18 protein-coding genes are annotated in these 17,248 nt (G+C 69.3%); 10 read left to right on the top strand and 8 right to left on the bottom strand.

Annotated features, from left to right (window positions below; all coding sequences use genetic code 11):
* Positions 1–13 precede the first annotated feature (13 nt).
* From QMG86_RS29540 to QMG86_RS29520, 5 genes are all read left to right on the top strand, one after another.
* On the top strand, positions 14–2,026 hold the full coding sequence (locus QMG86_RS29540; protein WP_281876067.1) for an acetyl/propionyl/methylcrotonyl-CoA carboxylase subunit alpha: 2,013 nt from the start codon (positions 14–16) through the stop codon (positions 2,024–2,026).
* Positions 2,026–3,186, top strand: coding sequence for an acyl-CoA dehydrogenase family protein (locus QMG86_RS29535; RefSeq protein ID WP_281876066.1), 1,161 nt, complete (start codon positions 2,026–2,028; stop codon positions 3,184–3,186). The genes QMG86_RS29540 and QMG86_RS29535 overlap by 1 nt, the downstream gene beginning before the upstream one ends.
* Before the next feature lie 10 nt (positions 3,187–3,196).
* Positions 3,197–3,973, top strand: coding sequence for an enoyl-CoA hydratase family protein (locus QMG86_RS29530; protein ID WP_281876064.1), 777 nt, complete (start codon positions 3,197–3,199; stop codon positions 3,971–3,973).
* 5 nt (positions 3,974–3,978) lie between these two features.
* The gene (locus tag QMG86_RS29525; RefSeq protein ID WP_281876063.1) at positions 3,979–4,593 is read left to right on the top strand and encodes a TetR/AcrR family transcriptional regulator; all 615 of its coding nucleotides are present in this window, start codon (positions 3,979–3,981) and stop codon (positions 4,591–4,593) included.
* 118 nt (positions 4,594–4,711) lie between these two features.
* Positions 4,712–5,269, top strand: coding sequence for a TetR/AcrR family transcriptional regulator (locus tag QMG86_RS29520; protein WP_281876062.1), 558 nt, complete (start codon positions 4,712–4,714; stop codon positions 5,267–5,269).
* A gap of 47 nt (positions 5,270–5,316) precedes the next feature.
* Here QMG86_RS29520 and QMG86_RS29515 read toward each other — a convergent pair whose 3' ends face one another.
* From QMG86_RS29515 to QMG86_RS29505, 3 genes are all read right to left on the bottom strand, one after another.
* The gene (locus QMG86_RS29515) at positions 5,317–5,682 is read right to left on the bottom strand and encodes a hypothetical protein (protein ID WP_281876060.1); all 366 of its coding nucleotides are present in this window, start codon (positions 5,680–5,682) and stop codon (positions 5,317–5,319) included.
* 288 nt (positions 5,683–5,970) lie between these two features.
* Positions 5,971–8,106: a glycosyltransferase family 39 protein gene (locus tag QMG86_RS29510; protein WP_281876059.1), complete on the bottom strand. Its 2,136-nt coding sequence runs from the start codon at positions 8,104–8,106 to the stop codon at positions 5,971–5,973.
* Positions 8,106–9,383: a bifunctional glycosyltransferase family 2/GtrA family protein gene (locus QMG86_RS29505; RefSeq protein WP_281876057.1), complete on the bottom strand. Its 1,278-nt coding sequence runs from the start codon at positions 9,381–9,383 to the stop codon at positions 8,106–8,108. Before QMG86_RS29505 ends, QMG86_RS29510 begins: the two co-directional genes overlap by 1 nt.
* A gap of 156 nt (positions 9,384–9,539) precedes the next feature.
* On the opposite strand from QMG86_RS29505, the gene QMG86_RS29500 reads away from it, so the two are divergent.
* Together QMG86_RS29500 and QMG86_RS29495 are read left to right on the top strand one after the other, a co-directional pair.
* Positions 9,540–9,662: a hypothetical protein gene (locus QMG86_RS29500; protein ID WP_267470263.1), complete on the top strand. Its 123-nt coding sequence runs from the start codon at positions 9,540–9,542 to the stop codon at positions 9,660–9,662.
* 69 nt (positions 9,663–9,731) lie between these two features.
* Positions 9,732–10,454 (top strand): TetR/AcrR family transcriptional regulator, encoded by a 723-nt coding sequence (locus QMG86_RS29495; protein WP_281881185.1) that lies wholly within the window; start codon positions 9,732–9,734, stop codon positions 10,452–10,454.
* 157 nt (positions 10,455–10,611) lie between these two features.
* On the opposite strand, the gene thiD is transcribed toward QMG86_RS29495, so the two are convergent.
* Positions 10,612–11,457, bottom strand: coding sequence for a bifunctional hydroxymethylpyrimidine kinase/phosphomethylpyrimidine kinase (gene thiD, locus QMG86_RS29490; protein ID WP_281876055.1), 846 nt, complete (start codon positions 11,455–11,457; stop codon positions 10,612–10,614).
* A gap of 88 nt (positions 11,458–11,545) precedes the next feature.
* Between thiD and QMG86_RS29485 the strand changes: the two genes are divergently transcribed.
* Positions 11,546–12,682, top strand: a complete 1,137-nt coding sequence (locus QMG86_RS29485; RefSeq protein ID WP_281876054.1) for a GTP-binding protein — start codon at positions 11,546–11,548, stop codon at positions 12,680–12,682.
* 29 nt (positions 12,683–12,711) lie between these two features.
* Here QMG86_RS29485 and QMG86_RS29480 read toward each other — a convergent pair whose 3' ends face one another.
* Positions 12,712–13,335, bottom strand: coding sequence for an NAD(P)-dependent oxidoreductase (locus QMG86_RS29480; protein WP_281876053.1), 624 nt, complete (start codon positions 13,333–13,335; stop codon positions 12,712–12,714).
* 106 nt (positions 13,336–13,441) lie between these two features.
* Entirely contained in the window at positions 13,442–14,524 is a 1,083-nt protein-coding gene (locus QMG86_RS29475) for an epoxide hydrolase family protein (protein WP_281876052.1), read from the bottom strand.
* 85 nt (positions 14,525–14,609) lie between these two features.
* Between QMG86_RS29475 and QMG86_RS29470 the strand changes: the two genes are divergently transcribed.
* Both QMG86_RS29470 and QMG86_RS29465 read left to right on the top strand, forming a co-directional pair.
* Positions 14,610–15,254, top strand: a complete 645-nt coding sequence (locus QMG86_RS29470) for a TetR/AcrR family transcriptional regulator (protein ID WP_281876048.1) — start codon at positions 14,610–14,612, stop codon at positions 15,252–15,254.
* Between the two features lie 73 nt (positions 15,255–15,327).
* Complete coding sequence (locus tag QMG86_RS29465) at positions 15,328–15,735, top strand: VOC family protein (protein ID WP_281876047.1); 408 nt, start codon at positions 15,328–15,330, stop codon at positions 15,733–15,735.
* 46 nt (positions 15,736–15,781) lie between these two features.
* Here the strand turns inward: QMG86_RS29465 and QMG86_RS29460 are convergent, their stop codons facing one another.
* Both QMG86_RS29460 and QMG86_RS29455 read right to left on the bottom strand, forming a co-directional pair.
* Positions 15,782–16,324 (bottom strand): LppU/SCO3897 family protein, encoded by a 543-nt coding sequence (locus QMG86_RS29460; protein WP_281876046.1) that lies wholly within the window; start codon positions 16,322–16,324, stop codon positions 15,782–15,784.
* A gap of 115 nt (positions 16,325–16,439) precedes the next feature.
* On the bottom strand, positions 16,440–17,234 hold the full coding sequence (locus QMG86_RS29455) for a thioesterase family protein (RefSeq protein ID WP_281876045.1): 795 nt from the start codon (positions 17,232–17,234) through the stop codon (positions 16,440–16,442).
* Positions 17,235–17,248 lie beyond the last annotated feature (14 nt).

The raw sequence follows: 17,248 nt of genomic DNA, 5'->3' as shown, positions 1-17,248 counted from the left end.
GGGTGGCGGCCGGGTGACGGGTGGGCTCACGAATGTTCTGGTCGCCAACCGTGGCGAAATCGCTCGCCGGGTCTTCGCCACCTGCCGCCGGATGGGTCTGGGCAGCGTCGCGGTGTACTCCGACGCGGATGCCGCCGCGCCGCACGTCACCGAGGCGGACGCCGCGGTGCGCCTGCCCGGCAACACGCCGGCGGAAACCTATCTGCGTGGTGAGTTGATCATCGAGGCAGCGCTCGCCGCCGGTGCCGACGCCATCCATCCCGGATACGGGTTCCTTTCCGAGAACGCCGAATTCGCCAAGGCGGTGCTCGACGCCGGGCTGGTCTGGATCGGCCCGCCCGTCGAAGCGATCGAGCAGATGGGCTCGAAGGTCGCCTCGAAGAAGATGATGGACGCCGCGGGCGTGCCGGTGCTCGCCGAACTGGACCCGGCCGAGGTCACCGAGGCGCACCTGCCGGTCCTGATCAAGGCATCCGCCGGTGGCGGCGGGCGCGGCATGCGGGTGGTCCGCGAGCTGGCGGACCTGACCCCGCAGATCGAGGCCGCCCGGCGCGAGGCGGAATCCGCGTTCGGCGACCCGACGGTTTTCTGTGAGCGTTACCTGGAGACCGGCAGGCACATCGAAGTCCAGGTGATGGCCGATACGCACGGCGTCATCTGGGCGGTCGGCGAGCGCGAGTGCTCCATCCAGCGCCGCCACCAGAAGGTGCTGGAGGAGGCCCCGTCTCCGCTGGTGGAACGCACCGAAGGGATGCGGGCGCGCCTGTTCGAGGCGGCGCGGCTGGCGGCGGGCGCGATCGGCTACACCGGCGCGGGCACCGTCGAGTTCCTCGCCGACGAGCAGGGCGAGTTCTTCTTCCTGGAGATGAACACCCGCCTGCAAGTGGAGCACCCGGTGACCGAGTGCACCACCGGTCTGGACCTGGTCCGGCTGCAACTCGACGTCGCCGCGGGCGGCGCGCTGCCCGCCGAACCGCCCGCGATGCGCGGACATTCGATCGAGGTGCGGCTCTACGCCGAGGATCCGGCACAGGACTGGCAGCCGCAGAGCGGAACCGTGCACCGGATCGAGATCCCGTCGGTCCGCACCGAATTCGACCTGCTCGACGGGCCGGGCGTGCGCTTGGACACGGGCGTGGTGAACGGCTCGGTCGTCGGCGTGCACTACGACCCCATGCTGGCCAAGGTCATCTCCTACGCCGAGACGCGTACCGAGGCGGCGCGATTGCTCGCTGCGGCACTGCATCGCGCGAAGATCCACGGGCTGGTCACCAACCGGGATCTGCTGGTGCGCGTGCTGCGTCATCCGGCGTTCCTGTCCGGTGACACCGACACGGCGTTCTTCGCCACGCACGGGTTGGACGTGCTCGCCGCGCCGCTGGTGTCGGAGTCCGACGAGGCGCTGTCCATCGTGGCCGCTGCGCTCGCCGACGCCGCCGCCAACCGTGGCCGCGCGCGGGTGGGCGGCGGACTGCCAAGCGGGTGGCGGAACCTGCCGTCGCAGTCGCAGCGCAAGTCCTACGAGAGCCGCGCCACCGGGAGGCACGAGGTGGGTTACCGCTTCGGCCGCACCGGTGTCGCCGTGGACGGGCACGACGGTCTCGATCTCGTCGAAGCGGCTCCCGATCGTGTCGTGCTGTCGGTTCCGGGCGAACGCGGTCCGGTGCGCAGGCAGTTCGAGGTCGCCCGCTACGGCGACCAGGTCTACGTCGACTCGCCGCTCGGCCCGGTTGCCCTGCGCAGGCTGCCGCGTTTCAGCGACCCGGCCGACCAAGTGGCCACCGGCTCCCTGCTGGCGCCCATGCCGGGCAGCGTGATCCGGCTCGGCGCCGAAGTCGGCAGCCGGGTCGAACAGGGCCAGCCGATCCTGTGGCTGGAGGCGATGAAGATGGAGCACACCATCGCCGCGCCCGCCGCGGGCGTGCTCAGCGCCGTCAACGTCACCGTCGGCCAGCAGGTCGACGTCGGCGCCGTGCTCGCGGTCGTCGACCCCGCCGCCGACAACACCGAAACCCAGGAGAACTGATGTCGTTCATCGAAACCGACGAGCAGAAGGCGCTGCGGGCCGCCGTCGCCGCGCTGGCCGCGAAGTACAACTACCGCGACTACGTGCTGCCGAAGGCGCGCAAGAACGAGCCGCTGGACGAATTGTGGCAGGAGGCGGGCAAACTCGGTTTCCTCGGCGTGAACCTGCCCGAGGAGTTCGGGGGCGGCGGCGCGGGCATGTACGAGCTGTCGCTGGTGATGGAGGAGTTGTCCGCGCAGGGCGCGGGCCTGTTGCTGATGGTCGTCTCCCCGGCCATCTGCGGCACCATCATCACCAAGTACGGCACCGACGAGCAGAAGCGGCAATGGCTGCCCAAGCTCGCCGACGGCTCCGGCAAGATGGTGTTCGGCATCACCGAGCCGGACGCGGGCTCCAACTCCCACCAGATCACCACGACCGCGCGCCGCGACGGCGACGACTGGATCCTCAACGGCCGCAAGATCTTCATCTCCGGCGTGGACCAGGCCGAGGCCGTGCTGATCGTGGCCAGGACCTCCGACCACAAGACCGGCAAGCTCAAGCCCGCCCTGTTCATCGTGCCGACCGACGCCGAAGGCTTCACCAAGACGGCGCAGGAGATGGACATCATCGAGCCCGACCACCAGTACAACCTGTTCCTCGACGACGTCCGGCTGCCGTCCACCGCGCTGGTCGGCAAGGAGGACGCGGCGCTGATGCAGCTGTTCGCGGGCCTGAACCCGGAGCGGATCATGGGCGCGGCCATGGCCGTCGGCATGGGCCGCTACGCCATCGAACGCGCCGTGGAATACGCCAAGGAGCGCACGGTGTGGAAGACCCCGATCGGTGCGCATCAAGGCATTTCGCATCCGCTGGCCCAGGTGAAGGTCGAACTGGAGCTGGCGAAGCTGATGATGCAGAAGGCCGCCGCCCTCTACGACGCGGGCGACGAGATGGGCGCCGCCGAGGCGGCCAACATGGCGAAGTACGCCGGGGCGGAAGCCAGCATCAAGGCCCTCGACCAGGCCATCCAGACCCACGGCGGTTCCGGTCTGACCAGGGACGTCGGGTTGGCCGCCATGCTCGCCGCCGCGCGCATCGGCCGCATCGCGCCGGTGAGCCGGGAGATGGTCCTGAACTTCGTCGCCCAGTACTCGCTGGGCCTGCCGAAGTCGTACTGAGAGGACGCGCATGACCGAGACGGGCCCGTTCGTCCGCTACGAGGTGAGCGGCGGCGTCGCGACGCTCACGTTCGATTCGCCGCACAACCGCAACGCGCTGTCGTCCAAGCTGGTCGCCGAACTGCTGCGCGGGCTCGACGACGCGGCCGCCGACGAGAAGGTGCGCGTCATCGTGCTCGCGCACACCGGCAACACCTTCTGCGCGGGCGCGGATCTGAGCGAGGCGAGCGACGCCGATCCGGCCGTGGCCGCCGATGAGCGCACCCGGGTCATGATCGGCGTGCTGCGCAGGCTGGTGGAGATCCCGAAGCCGGTGATCGCGCGGATCGACGGCAATGTGCGGGCCGGCGGCATGGGCATCGTGGCGGGCTGCGACATCGTCGTGGCCGGTCCGGGCAGTAGTTTCGCGCTCACCGAGGTGCGCATCGGGCTGGCGCCGTTCATGATCTCGCTGACCCTGCTGCCCAGGCTCGACCCGCGCGCGGCCAGCCGGTACTACCTCACGGGCGAGAAGTTCGATGCGACCGTGGCTCGGGAGATCGGCTTGGTCACGGTGACCGCCGACGATCCGGCCGCCGAAGTGGAACGGCTGTGCGGGGAGGTGCGCAAGGGCTCCCCGCAGGGCCTGGCCGAGGCCAAGCGGTTGGTCAACGCGGGCATCCTCGCCGAGTTCGACGCCTCCGCCGAAGAACTCGCGCGGCGTTCGGCGAGCTTCTTCGGCACCCCCGAAGTGCACGAGGGCATGCTGGCCTTTTTGCAGCGCCGTCCGCCGAGCTGGGCAGAATAACGACCATGGCGACACCCCACGAACCCAAGCAGGACCGCAGCCGCGCCACCCGGCAGCGCCTGCTCGAGGCGACCATCGACTGCCTGGCCGAGATGGGCTGGGCGGCAGCGACGGTCGCCGTGGTCGCCGAACGGGCCGGGGTGTCGCGTGGCGCGGCGCAGCATCACTTTCCCACCAGGGAGGACCTGATCACCGCCGCGCTGGAGTACATGTTCGACACGCGCAGCGGGCAGGCGGTGCAGGAGGCGGCGACGCTGACGGAACTGGGTGACGGCATCGCCCGCACCGAGGCGGTGGTGGCGGGGCTGGTCGAGTCCTACACCAGCCCGTTGTTCAAGGCGGCGTTGCAGGTGTGGACCCATGCCGCCGCGGACCCGGCGCTGCGCGAACGCATCGTCCCGCTGGAGGCCCGCTTCGGGCGCGCCTCCCATCGCCGCGCGGTCGAGGCCCTGGGCGTCGACGACTCGGACCCGGTCGCCCATCACCTGGTCCAGGCGACCCTGGACATGGCGCGTGGTCTGGGCCTCGCCGATGTCCTCACCGACGATTCGGCCCGTCGCAAGCGAATAGTCGAACAATGGGCGGCCACGCTGCACGCCGCCTTGCACGCACCCCGCTGAACCGGAGCTCGGCATCGGGGCGAAGCTGTGGCATAGCGAGGCTCGCTGAGCGTGCGAGCGCGGCGAATTCAGCGCCACCTGACTGTAACCTGTACCACTACTTACGTAGTATCGAAATGTGTCCACCAAACGCGAACTCGTGTTGGACGCGGCGATCGACCTGCTGGGATCCCGCGGCACCCGCGCGCTCACCCACCGCGCGGTCGACGAGGCCGCGGGGATGCCCGCCGGTTCGGCCTCCAACTACTTCCGCACCCGGGAAGCGCTGCTGATCGGCATCACCGAGCGCCTCGAGGCACGTGACCACGCGAATTGGGAGGCGCTCCTGCGGCGACCAGCGCCCGGATCGATCGACGAACTCGTCGACGGCATGGCCGCTTTCGCGGTGCGCGCGGTGGGCGCCGACCGGGTGCGCACGCTGGCCCGCTACGCCCTGTTCTTGGAAGGACAGTCCATTCCCGCGCTGCGCGAGAGCGTCCGGCGCGGACACCTGCGCCTGACCGAATGGGCCGCGACGCTGCTGGCGTGGGTCGGCGCCGATCGGACCGCGGCGCGGCCCCTGGTCGACCAGCTCGACGGGATCATCCTGCATCAGCTGGTGAACCCGGAAGCGGACTTCGATCCACGCCCCGCGCTGGACCGATTGGTGCGCGCGCTGACCGCCGCGAGCGAGTGACGGCGGTCAGCGCCTACGGGGCTCGGCGTGCCGTCACGCCGTGGCGCTCAGCACAGACCTTGCTGTTCGAGCCGTCCCGAATCGATGGCGTAGGAGGAGGCTCCGATGGCGGCGCCGATCAGGCCGACGATGATCGCGCCGGGGATCGCGCCGACGAAGAAGACGGGCAGGCCGACGAGCGCGCCGATCGCGGCCCCGATCGCCGCGCCGATTCCGGTGCGCAGTTCGATCGTGTCGCCGGGCGGCAGGCACGCTTTGATGTAGGTCACCTGCGGGGGCTCACCGGTCGCGGCGGCGAGCGGTTCGGCGCGGTCGGCGGGCGCGGCCGACGCGGTGGCGGCGAATCCGACGGTGAGCGCGGTTGCGACCAGTGCGCTGACCACCGTCACGGCCAGCTTCATGAAAGCGTTCAACTGTTTCCCTGCATGTTTCGCGTGGACACGGGACCTGATGGCCCGGCTCCCGGCCGGGAGCCGTCATAGGTCCGATCATCATCGCTGGAGTTTTGCGGGATGCCAAGAGCGGGAAGCCGAACCGGCCGCACGCCGGTGGCGGATCCGGTGCGCGAACGCGATCCGCACCGGCGCCGAGGTATGGCGCCGGTGCGGATGCGGTGTTCAGCGGACGCAGGGGGAAGCGCTGAACACGGGAGGCGATGCGGTCCGGGGGAATGCAGGGCGACCGGACCGCATCGCGTGGTATCAGCGGGTGGCGGTCAGGTCGTACAAGGTGACCCCGTCCACCTGAATGGCGGTGAAGTTCTCCTGGACCCACTGCGTGATCCGCGCGCTGGGGGAGGACTCGGACGAACCGGGTCCGCCACGTCCGCCGCCGACGAAGTAGTGGATCTTCCCTTCGGCGACATACCGCTGAAACTGTTCCAGCGTCGGCGAGGGGTCACTGCCGTTGAAGCCGCCGATCGGCATCACCGGAAGTTCGGTGGCCAGTTGCAGCCCCGCGGCGCTGTTCGAGCCGATGGCCGCGGCGACCCAGGTGTAGTCGCCGCCGTTCTGCTCGAGCAGGGCCACGATTTGCGCGCTCGGTTCGCTCGCCCCGAGGAAGCCGCCCATTCCGCCGCCATTGGGGCCGTCGTCTCCGGGCATGCCCTGCCCCTGCGGGGCCATCGCGCCGTCCGGTGCCTGCCCGCCGGGCGCGTTGCCCTGCGGCCGGGTGCCTGGGAGTTGGCTGCCCGGCTGCGGGATCCGGCCGTCCGGTGCCGTGCCCTGCGGACCCGTTCCCGGCGCACCGCCGTCCGGTGGCGTACCGCCCGGGGCTTGCGCGGTGCCGTCGCGGCCGGTGGTTCCGGTTCCGTCCTGCATGCGACGGCCCATTCCCGGCATGCCCTCGCCCCACGGCGGCCGATTGCGCATCGCGACGTTCGGTCCGGCGGAGGGGATGGACCCGGCGTGCGGCGTCGCGATGGTGTCGACGGCGTAGGCGACCGGTCCGGCCAGGAAGGTGAACGCGACCGCCAGCGCCGACACCACGGCCAGTTTGCGCGGCGCGGGGACGAGCACGGCGAGCGTCGCGAGCACGCCGACGACCAGCACCGTCCAGCGCAGCCACGACTGCCATTCCGGGCTGCGGGACAACAGCATCCACGCGGTCGCCGTGGTCAGGCCCACTGCCAGCGCCGAGGCCAGCCGCACCCACAGCCGCTGCCGCTGCCGCCACGCCTGCACCGTGCCCGCGCCGACGAGCGCGGCGACGGCCGGAGCCAGGGCCACGGTGTAGTACTGGTGGAAGATGCCAGCCATGTAGCTGAACACCAGCCCGGTCACCAGCAGCCAGCCGCCCCAGAGGACGAGGGAAGCGCGCTGTCGATCGGTGCGAGCCGCTTTGCCGCGCAGCAGGATTCCGGCCACGAGCGCGACCAGCGCCGCGGGGATCAACCACGCGATCTGACCGCCCTGAGCCGGTTCGAACATCCGGGTGATGCCGGTGGATCCCCACATGCCGTTGCCGCCCGGCGGGAGGTCGCCGCCCGGCCCGACGCTGCCGCGCTCGTTGCCGTTGAGCCGGCCGAGCCCGTTGTAACCGAGGGTGAGTTCCAGGATCGAGTTGTCGTGCGAGCCGCCGATCCACGGCCGCGACGAGGCCGGCCACAGCTCCACCGCCAGCAGCCACCAGCCCGCGGCCGCCACCATCGCGGCCGCGGCCGCGAAGAGTTGCAGAACGCGCTTGCCGAGTTTCGGCGGACCAGCGAGCAAGTAGGTCAGCGCGAGCGCCGGAACCACCAGCAGCACCTGCAATTGCTTGGTGAGGAAACCGAATCCGATCAGCGCGCCGGTGAGGATCAGCCACCGCCAGCGGCCGTCCTCCACCGCGCGGGTCATCGCCCATGCGGCGGCGATCATCAAGAACACCAGCAGCGCTTCGGGATTGTTGAACCGGAACATCAACGCCGCGACGGGTGTCACCGCCAGCGCCAGCCCCGCGAGCAATCCGGCCGCGGGCCCGAACGGCCTGCGCACCGTCGCCCACAGGACTGCCACACTCGCCACGCCGAGCAGCACCTCCGGCACCAGGATGCTCCAACTGTTGAGCCCGAAAGCCCGCACCGACAGCTCCATCAGCCACAGCGAGGCGGGCGGCTTGTCCACGGTGATCGAGTTCGCCGCGTCGGAGGACCCGAAGAAGAACGCCTTCCACGAGACCGAACCCGCCTGTACGGCGGCCGAGTAGAACGAATTCGCCCATCCGTTGGCACTCAGGTTGCACAGATATGCCACGGCCGTGCCGAACAGTAGCGCAGCCAGCGCCGGATACTCCCAGTTCCGGCGGCCTTTCGGCGGCGGTTCGGTCGCGACCGGCGGTGCGGTCGTAGTCGCCGTCATCAACGGTCTCCCTCGGCGGAGCGTCCGACGGCGGCGGGAGCCGGTGCGCTCGGCGCGCGATCACCGCCGCTGTCGCGGAACACCCAGCGCAGCCCGACGAACCGCAACAGCGTAGCCACCAGATTGGCCACCACCAGGACGAACAGCTCCAGATGCACCGAGGCGTCCGGCGCCCACCGATGCAGCGCGAACAGCGACCCGCTGGTGAGCGCCAACCCGATCCCGAAGATCACCAGTCCTTGGAACTGGTGCGACACCGCGCCGTTCGAGCCGCGCACGCCGAAGGTGAAAGCCCGGTTGGCCGCGGTATTGCCCACCGCCGTGATCAGCAGCGCCGCGAAGTTCGCCACCTGCGCGCCGATCAGCGGCTGCAACACCACGTAGAGCAGCAGATAGGCCAGCGTGCTCAGCACGCCGACGATCGCGAACCGCACCAGTTGTCCCACCATGCCCAGCGGCACCCCGGGCACCAACGGTTCCCGGCCCACCGAGCGCCGCAACTCGTCGAGCGGCAGCGCCCCGGTGGCCAGCGCCCGCCCGAGCCGCCAGATGCCGAGCAGGTCCTTGCGCGCGGTGTCGACGATGTCGACGCGGCTGTCCGGATCATCGATCCAGTCCACCGGAACCTCGTGGATGCGCAGACCGGCCCGCTCGGCGAGCACCAGCAATTCGGTGTCGAAGAACCACTCCCCGTCGTGCACCAGCGGCAGCAGACGGCGCGCCACGTCGGCGCGCATCGCCTTGAAGCCGCATTGGGCGTCGGAGAAGTGCGCGCGCAGCGAGGCCCTCAGCAACAAGTTGTAGCAGCGCGAGATGATCTCGCGCTTGGGCCCGCGCACCACGCGGGACGCGGCGTCGAGCCGGGTGCCGATGGCCAGGTCGGAATGCCCGGTGATCAGCGGTGCGACCAGGGGCAGCAGTGCGTTCAGGTCGGTGGACAGGTCGACGTCCATGTAGGCGACCACCTGTGCGTCGGAGCGTTCCCACACCGCCCGCAGCGCCCGCCCGCGCCCCTTCGCGGACAGGTGCACCACGCGCACGTCGTCCAGTTCTTCGGCGAGCAGCTGTGCGACCTGCAGCGTGTCGTCGGTGCTCGCGTTGTCGGCGACCGTGATGCGCGCCGGGAAGGGGAATCCGTCGCGCAGGTAGGCGTGCAGTCTGCGGACGCACACGCCGAGGTCGGTCTCTTCGTTGTAGACGGGTATCACCACGTCCAGCACGGGCGCGCCCGTGGTCTCGGTCCGTTCCGTCGCCGCGACGGTCGAAGTCTCGGTCATGCGAACCAGAGTCGAGGGCCACGCTGCCACGGTGCTGGGGCTCAGCTGTGAGGTTCCTGGGGGTGCCGCCCGAGGAGTTTCGCGTCCCCGGCAGCCGCCGTAGCGTACGGTCGATGCCAGCGGGACCATTCAGGTTCTCCGAGCAAAGGACCACGTTTGTCCGACAAATCTCCGCGCAGTTCGATGTCCAAGAAATCCGGGAAGACCCTCAAGGAAAAGCGAGCGGAGAAGAAGGCCAAGGCCGCGGGCGACGGCGGCGCCGGTTCCGGCAAACACTGACCGGGGGACGAGACCCGGCGCACGGCCGGGTCTCGGTACCCGGGCTAGCAGGTAGCATCCGGATTCGTGATGCTGCGCGGCCGGACGGAAGACGACCAGCCGTCGAAACGTGTGGACGCGCGCACCGAGCGTTGGCGTGAGCATCGCCGGAAGGTGCGCGAGGAGTTCGTGGACGCGGCGTTCCGCGCGCTCGACAAATTCGGTCCCGCCGTCAGCATGGGCGACATCGCCAAGGAAGCGGGCGCGGCCAAGCCGAAGCTGTATCGCCATTTCGAGGACAAGAGCGACCTCTACAACGCGATCGTCGACCGGGTGCGCGACATGCTCTGGGAGCAAGTCATGACCAGCTTCGACCTGACCGGCGACTCGGCCGGTGACCTGGTGCGCCGCGCCGCGACCGAATACGCGCTGGTGGTGTCGCGGCAGCCGAACGTCTTCCGGTTCATGCTGCACAGCCACTTCACGCGACGGTCCGGCGACGCCGACCGCGCCCTGCAGTCGGCCAGGCAGTCCGCCGAACGCGCCGCCGAGCTGTTCGCCGGTGCGGTGAACGACGAGTCGGTGCAGGTCGCGAGCGTGGAGCTGGTGATCTATTCGATCTTCGGCGCGGTGGCCTCGGCCACCGATTGGTGGCTGGGGGTGAAACAGCCCGAGCCACCGGCCATGCCGGTCGAGCAGTTCGCCGACTATCTGAGCGAGGTCATCTTCGCGCTGGTGGCCGCGAGCGCTCGACTGCACGGCATCGCGATGGCGGCGGATCAACCGCTGCACCTCGCTTTTTCCGCTATGTGACCGGAGCGCCCCCCGGGCCGGGCGCCGAGGTCTCCGCCGCGTTCACGCCGAACTTCGTTGTTCCGATCGCCTCGCCGTTGAAGCCATCCGTGTCGGCGACGTTCTCAGTATCGCAGCCACCACCGACAAGAAATGGCGTGTGCCGGGCGGTCGCCGCTCAGCTGCGATGCAAGCGCCACAGCGGGGACACCGGCCCGTGGCCCGCGCCGAGATCGTAGGACGCGGCCAGGCAGCGATAGGTCCACTCCTTGGCGAACTCGACCGCTTCGGGCACCGAATAGCCGTGCGCCAATGCGCAGGCGATGGCGGCGGCCAGGGTGTCGCCGCCACCGTGATCGTTGCCGGTGGCGATGCGCGGTGCGGTGAACTCGAGGAACTGCTCGCCGTCGAAAAGCAGATCGGTGCTGTACTCGGAGGAACGCAGGTGCCCGCCCTTCACGATCGCCCACCGCGGCCCCAGCTTGTGCAGCGCCTCGGCGGCGCGGCGCGCCGAATCGTCGTCCTCGACGTCGATCCCGGTGAGCAACCGGACCTCGTCCAGGTTCGGCGTCACCACCGTCGCGAGCGGGATCAGGGTGGAGCGCAGCGCGTCGAGCGCCTCGGCGTGCAGCAGCGGATCGCCGTGCATAGAGGCCGCGACCGGATCGACGACCAGCGGGACTTCGCCGTCACGGCCGATGCCGACCTCCCGGCACACCGCCGCCACCGCCTCGATGATCGCGGTGGAGGCCAGCATGCCGGTCTTCGCGGCGCCGACCCCGATGTCCCCGGCGACCGAGCGCACCTGAGCGGCCACGACCTGCGGTGGAATCTCGTGAAATCCGCTGACGCCCACCGTGTTCTGCACGGTCACCGCCGCGACGGCCACCAGCGCGTGCACGCCGCACAGGGCCATGGTGCGAGTATCGGCTTGGATTCCGGCGCCTCCGCCGGAATCGGTACCGGCAATCGTGAGCGCCCGGACGGGGGTCTGCCCCTCGGCGGGCAATGGCAGCAATTTCACGACACAAACCCTACGGCGATCCGGTTCGCGCGATTCGGGCAACCGGACCCGCCCGCGGTCAGCAAATGAAAATCGTTATCATTAATGCATGGACTCCGATCTGCTTCCCGTCACCGTGCTGTCCGGCTTCCTCGGTGCGGGCAAGACGACGCTGCTCAACCACATCCTCGCCAACCGGGAGGGCCGCCGGGTGGCGGTCATCGTCAACGACATGAGCGAGGTCAACATCGACGCCGCGCTGGTCGCGGGACAGGGCCACCTGGATCGCACCGAGGAGAAGCTGGTCGAGCTGACCAACGGCTGCATCTGTTGCACGCTGCGCGAGGACCTGATCGAAGCCGTGGCGCGGCTGGCGCGCGAGGGGCGGTTCGATCAGTTGGTGATCGAATCGACCGGCATCTCCGAGCCGATGCCGGTGGCCGCGACGTTCGACTGGGAGTTCGAGGACGGCTTCCGGCTCGGCGATGTCGCGCGGCTGGACACCATGGTGACCGTGGTCGACGCCTCTACCTTCCTCGCCGAGGTGGCGCGCGGGCAGGCGCTGGCCGAGCGGAACCTGCAAGCGGGCGAGGGCGACGCGCGCACCATCGCCGACTTGCTGGTGGATCAGGTCGAGTTCGCCGACGTCCTGCTGGTCAACAAGACCGACTTGGTCGGCGCGGCCGCGGCGGGGGCGGTGGAGGCGACGGTGCGCAGGCTCAATCCACGCGCTCACGTGCTGCGCACCAGCAACGGTGTGGTCGACCTGCGCGAGGTGCTCGACACCGGCCGCTACAACCCGCTGGTCGCCGCCGAGGCCGAGGGCTGGGCGGAGGAACTCGCGGGCGGGCATACGCCGGAGACCGAGGAGTACGGCATTCGCAGTCTCACCTACACCGCGGATCGGCCGTTCCATCCGCTGCGTCTGTCCGCCGCGCTGGAACAGTTGCGCGGGCTGCTGCGCAGCAAAGGTTTCTGCTGGATCGCGAGCCGCTCGACGCTGGCCGCGGTGTGGTCGCAAGCGGGGCCGAACCTGGTCTTCGAACCCGCCGCCTGGTGGTCGTCACTGGAGGTGCCGCCGGGGCAGGAGATCGTGTTCATCGGAATCAAACTGGATTGCGACAACGTGCGCGCGTTGCTGGACGGCGCGCTGCTCACCGATGCGGAGTTCGCCGAGGGGCCGGGCGCGTGGGCGGAGTATCCCGATCCCTTCCCGGCCTGGGGCGACCTGCACGAGCACGCCTGAGACCGCTTCCCGGCCGCCGCACGGTGCGCTCAGTTCGAGATGCCAGGCGCCTGGCGGAGGTAAGTGGTGTCGGTCAGTTGCTCGACCATGAAGTCGGCGATGTCGGCACGGGCGATCTTCAAGGTGAGACCGCGCTCGCCCGCCGGGAATCCGCGCCGGTAGCTGCCGGTGGCCGGTCCGTCGGTGAAGGCGCTCGGCCGCACGATCGTCCAGTCCAGATCGCTGGCCTCGACGTACTTCTCCTGCTGGACGTGGTCGGCGTAGGCCGGCCGCAGCAGCAGCCCGAACATCACGTACTTCCACAGGAAGTTCAGGTTGCCCCGGCTGTCGCCCACGCCGAGCGTCGTCTGGCAGATCAGCCGCTCGACACCCGTGCGGTTCATCGCGGCGATGATCGCCTTGGTGCCTTCCGCGCGGACCACGCCCTTGCGGCCGTTGCCGAGCGAGATCAGCACCGCGTCCTGCCCCTCCACCGCGCGCTGCACGGAATGCGTGTCCAGCACATCGCCTTCCACGACCCGCAGCCGCTCGTGCCGCTGCGCGACGCCCGCGGCGCTGCGGGTGAAGGCCGTCACCTCGTGCCCCTCCCGCAGCGCCCGCTCGACGACGAGACGACCGACCGTACCGGTGGCTCCGAAGACCGCGATCTTCAATGGTTTCTCCTCTGGTTCGAAAGCTGTTGTGTTCTTGTGGATTCAGTACATCAGCGGAGAACGAGACGAACCATGGCCGTGAGTCTCGATGCCATAAGAGACTGTCTCAGCGCAGCGGGTCGAAGAACTTCGTGATCTCCTCCGCCATGAGCGCGGGCGCCACGTGGTGCAGGTAGTGGGTGAACACGTCGTGCGTGCGCCACGACACGATGTTGTGGTCGCGCTCGGCGAAGCGGCGGATGCCGTGGAAATCGCCGGTGGAGCCGCACAGCGCGAGCGGAACCGTGGACGGCGTGGCAGGGTGCTCGGCCTTGTCCTTCTCGAAGTAGTGCCGGATCGCCGAACCCGCGGTGCCGGTGAGCCAGTGGATCGCGATGTTGGTCAGCACGAAGTCGTCGTCCAGATCCGGACCCAGCAGCTGGCCGTTCCAGCCGACCAGCCCGGCGGGCGAATCGGTGATCGCGTGCGCCAGCGTCTGCGGCTGCTGCGATTGCAGCACGTTGAAGCCCATCTTGTTCTTCACGAACCAGTCCAGGGTGGCCAGCGACCGCTGCTCGTCCTCGTCGAGGTCGGCCAGCTCCGCCGGATCGCCGGAGGGGAAGGAGTACACCTGCGTCACGTGCACGCCGACCACCTGCTCCGGCGCCACGCGCCCGAGTTCCGGCGAGATCTGCGCCCCTCCGTCGTTGCCCACCGCCCCGTAGCGGGTGTAGCCGAGCCGCCGCATCAGCTCCGCCCAGGCGCGGGCGATCCGCGCGTCGTTCCAGCCCGCCTCGGTGGTGGGGCCGGAGAACCCGTACCCGGGCACGGAGGGGATCACCAGATCGAACCCGGCCGCGGTGAGCGGCTCGATGACGCCGACGAATTCGACGAAAGTGCCCGGCCAGCCGTGCGTGAGGATCAGCGGGAACGCGTTGTCCCGAGCGGATTTCACGTGCAGGAAGTGGATGTTCTGGCCGTCGATCTCGGTGGTGAACTGCGGGTACGCGTTCAGTGCCCGCTCGACCGCGCGCCAGTCGAACCCGTCGCGCCAGTAGCCGACCAGGTGGCGCACCCGATCGACGCTCACCCCGTAGGTGTCGCCCGAGCCGGGGATCTGCTCCGCCCAGCGGGTGCGGGCCAGGCGATCATGCAGGTCGTCCAGGTCGGCCTGGTCGATGTCGATGCGGAAGGGGGTGATGGCGGTCATGTGCTCGCTCCTTTGAAACGGAATGCTCTGTTCTGTTTGAACAGTAACAGAACGGATCATTCCGTTCAAGTGCTATTCTCGGAGCATGCCGAAGACATCCGATGCCCCAGCTCAGAAGGGCCTGCCCGGCCGCAAGGCGCAGGCCGCCCGTAACGACGGCTTGATCCTGGAGGCCGCCCGCGCGGTGTTCCTCGCCGACGCCACGGCTCCGATCTCCGCCGTCGCCGAACGCGCCGGCGTCGGGATCAGCGCGCTCTACCGGCGCTATCCCAGCAAGGAAGTGCTGCTACGTACGCTCTGTCACGACGGTCTGCGCCGGTACAACGCGGAAGCCGAAGCGGCGCTGGAGGACCCGGACGGCTGGCGCGCCCTGGTCGGCTTCCTGGAGCGGGTGGTCGACGCCGACGTGCACTCGCTCACCGTGCATCTCGCCGGCACCTTCACCCCTGACGAATCGATGCTGCCCGACGTCACCCGCTCCGGCGAGGCGACCGCGGAGATCGTGCGCCGCGCGCATGCCTCCGGCAAGCTGCGCCCGGACGTCACACCGCAGGACCTCGGCCTGATCTTGGAATCCTGCGCGGCCATCACGCTGCCCAGCCCGGAGCGCACCGCCCAGCTGCGCCGCCGGGTACTCGCCATGCTGCTGGCCGGAATGAGCGCGGACGGTGAACTCCCGGGACCTCCGCCCGCGCCGGACGAGTTCGCCTGGCGCTGGGTGCGGCGCTAGCGCGCCGATGAATTTCCCCGCCGTAACCGGTCCGCACTGGTACGAACACCGCAGACTGCCGAAAGGAAGCACCGTGAACTGGACGCTCGAGGTCGTGATCGTGCCTGTGTCGGATATCGACCGCGCGAAGCGGTTCTACGCCGAGAAGCTGGACTTCGCCGTAGACCACGACACCAAGATCGACGACAACGTCCGCATCGTGCAACTCACTCCGCCGGGCTCCGGCTGCTCGATCGTGATCGGCAAGGGCGCGATACCCGACATGACCCCCGGCTCCCAGCAGGGCCTGCAACTCGTGGTCAACGATCTGCGCAAGGCCCATGAGGAACTGACCTCCCGTGGCGTCGAAGTCACCGAAATCCAGGTCCTCGGCGAAAACCCGACCCCCATGCCCGACCCCCTGGACAACGTCGGTTTCTTCTTCTTCACCGACCCCGACGGCAACGGCTGGGGCGTCCAGCAGATCTCGACCCGTCCTTGAGCGAGGTGCGCGCCACCGGACATGAGCCGCTGCGCAGGCAGCGTCGTCAGGATCCGACGCGATGCAGGCAGAACGACACCGGCGGCTGCTTGTGCACGATGTCGGCGGTCTGGCCGTATTTGCTGTTCGTAGCTTTGCAGACGCCGTAATCGTCGCCCTCGACGCGGGTATTCACCTGGTACGCCTCGGGCGTCGAGCACGGCACTTTCCGCAAACGGACGAGGTGCGAATACTGGTTCTTCGGGTTGTTGAAGCAGTCCCCGACCTGGGCATTCAAGTGGGTGCAGACGTTGAGCTTCTGGCTCCCCCGGCCGGACCAGCTGAACGAAAGGTCAGCACAATCAACCGTCGAGGCACCTCGCACGACGACCAGCGCAGCCTCGGGGTCGGTGCAACTGCGCCGCTGTACCTCCCACGCACGGTTCGCTTGGCCCGGCGTGAAAAAGCCGCACTCGCCGACTTTCATGTCCACCGCACCCGGTTCGTTGCAGCCGGACGTTACGAGGGCGAGGGCGAGCAGAGCAACGGTTGCCGCCCCACACGGCCGAATCGCAAAGCGCTTGCGGATGTTTCGCAGTCGACGTGACATGGTGCCCACACTGCCATGCACTCAGCGGGCCGATCTGTGGACGACTGGAGCGGTCAGTCGATCTCCACCCGTCCGTGAGCGCGTCGGCGACGAACGCCGAGTGGGTCTGCCTCGGTTATCGGGTGCCGAGGAAGAGGGTTTGCGTGCTGCGGCCCAGGGGGCCCTTTTCGTCGTAGAGCGCCGATTCGGCCATACCTATGCCATGGGGTTGGGGGTAGGTGACGGCGTCGAGGCAGACCCATTCGCCCGCGGGCTGGCGGTGCAGGGTGACCGTCAGGTCGGTGTTGATGAACAGGTACTTCGACCAGTCCAGGATCGCGCTGACGCCGTTGCCGGAATCCGCGGCCGCGAGGGTGCGCTCCAGCGGGCTCGGTTCGGTGCCCGCGACGATCGGGTGCTTGATCCGGATCCAGCAGATCGCCGGGCCGGGTTCGGCGAAGGACCCGCTGACGAAGCGGTAATCGATAGCGGTGTGGAAGCCGATCGGCTGGGTGGACGGGAACGGCTCGGGGGCCTCCACCTGCTCCGGACCGGGGCGGGTGCCGGTCGGCAAGAAGCGTTCCGGCAGCGGCAATTCCGGTTCGGACAGCTTGAACCGCCAGGCGTTCGCCCGCATCACCGGCCCGCGCTCGGTGGACAGCGTCGCCTCGATGAGTTCGACGCTGCGTCCGGGACGGACGACGCGCGCCGCCGCCGTCAGCGGCGCCAGCGGCACCGGACCGAGAATATCGACCGCCACCCGGCCGACCTGGAACCCAGGACGCGGCTCGCACCGCTCGATCACGTGCCCGAGCAGCGCCGAGGGCGGACCCGCGTGCTGGGCGTCCGGCGACCATGGGCCGCGGGTCAGCTCGGTGGAAAGAAAGCGATCCGGCTGGGCGGGGTCGGGGAGATAGAAGGCGTCACTCACGACTGTTCCCTGCC

It is taken from the genome of Nocardia sputorum (genome assembly GCF_027924405.1).
In the GTDB taxonomy this organism is placed as follows: domain Bacteria; phylum Actinomycetota; class Actinomycetes; order Mycobacteriales; family Mycobacteriaceae; genus Nocardia; species Nocardia sputorum.
This window is presented reverse-complemented; position numbering and strand designations above follow the sequence as displayed.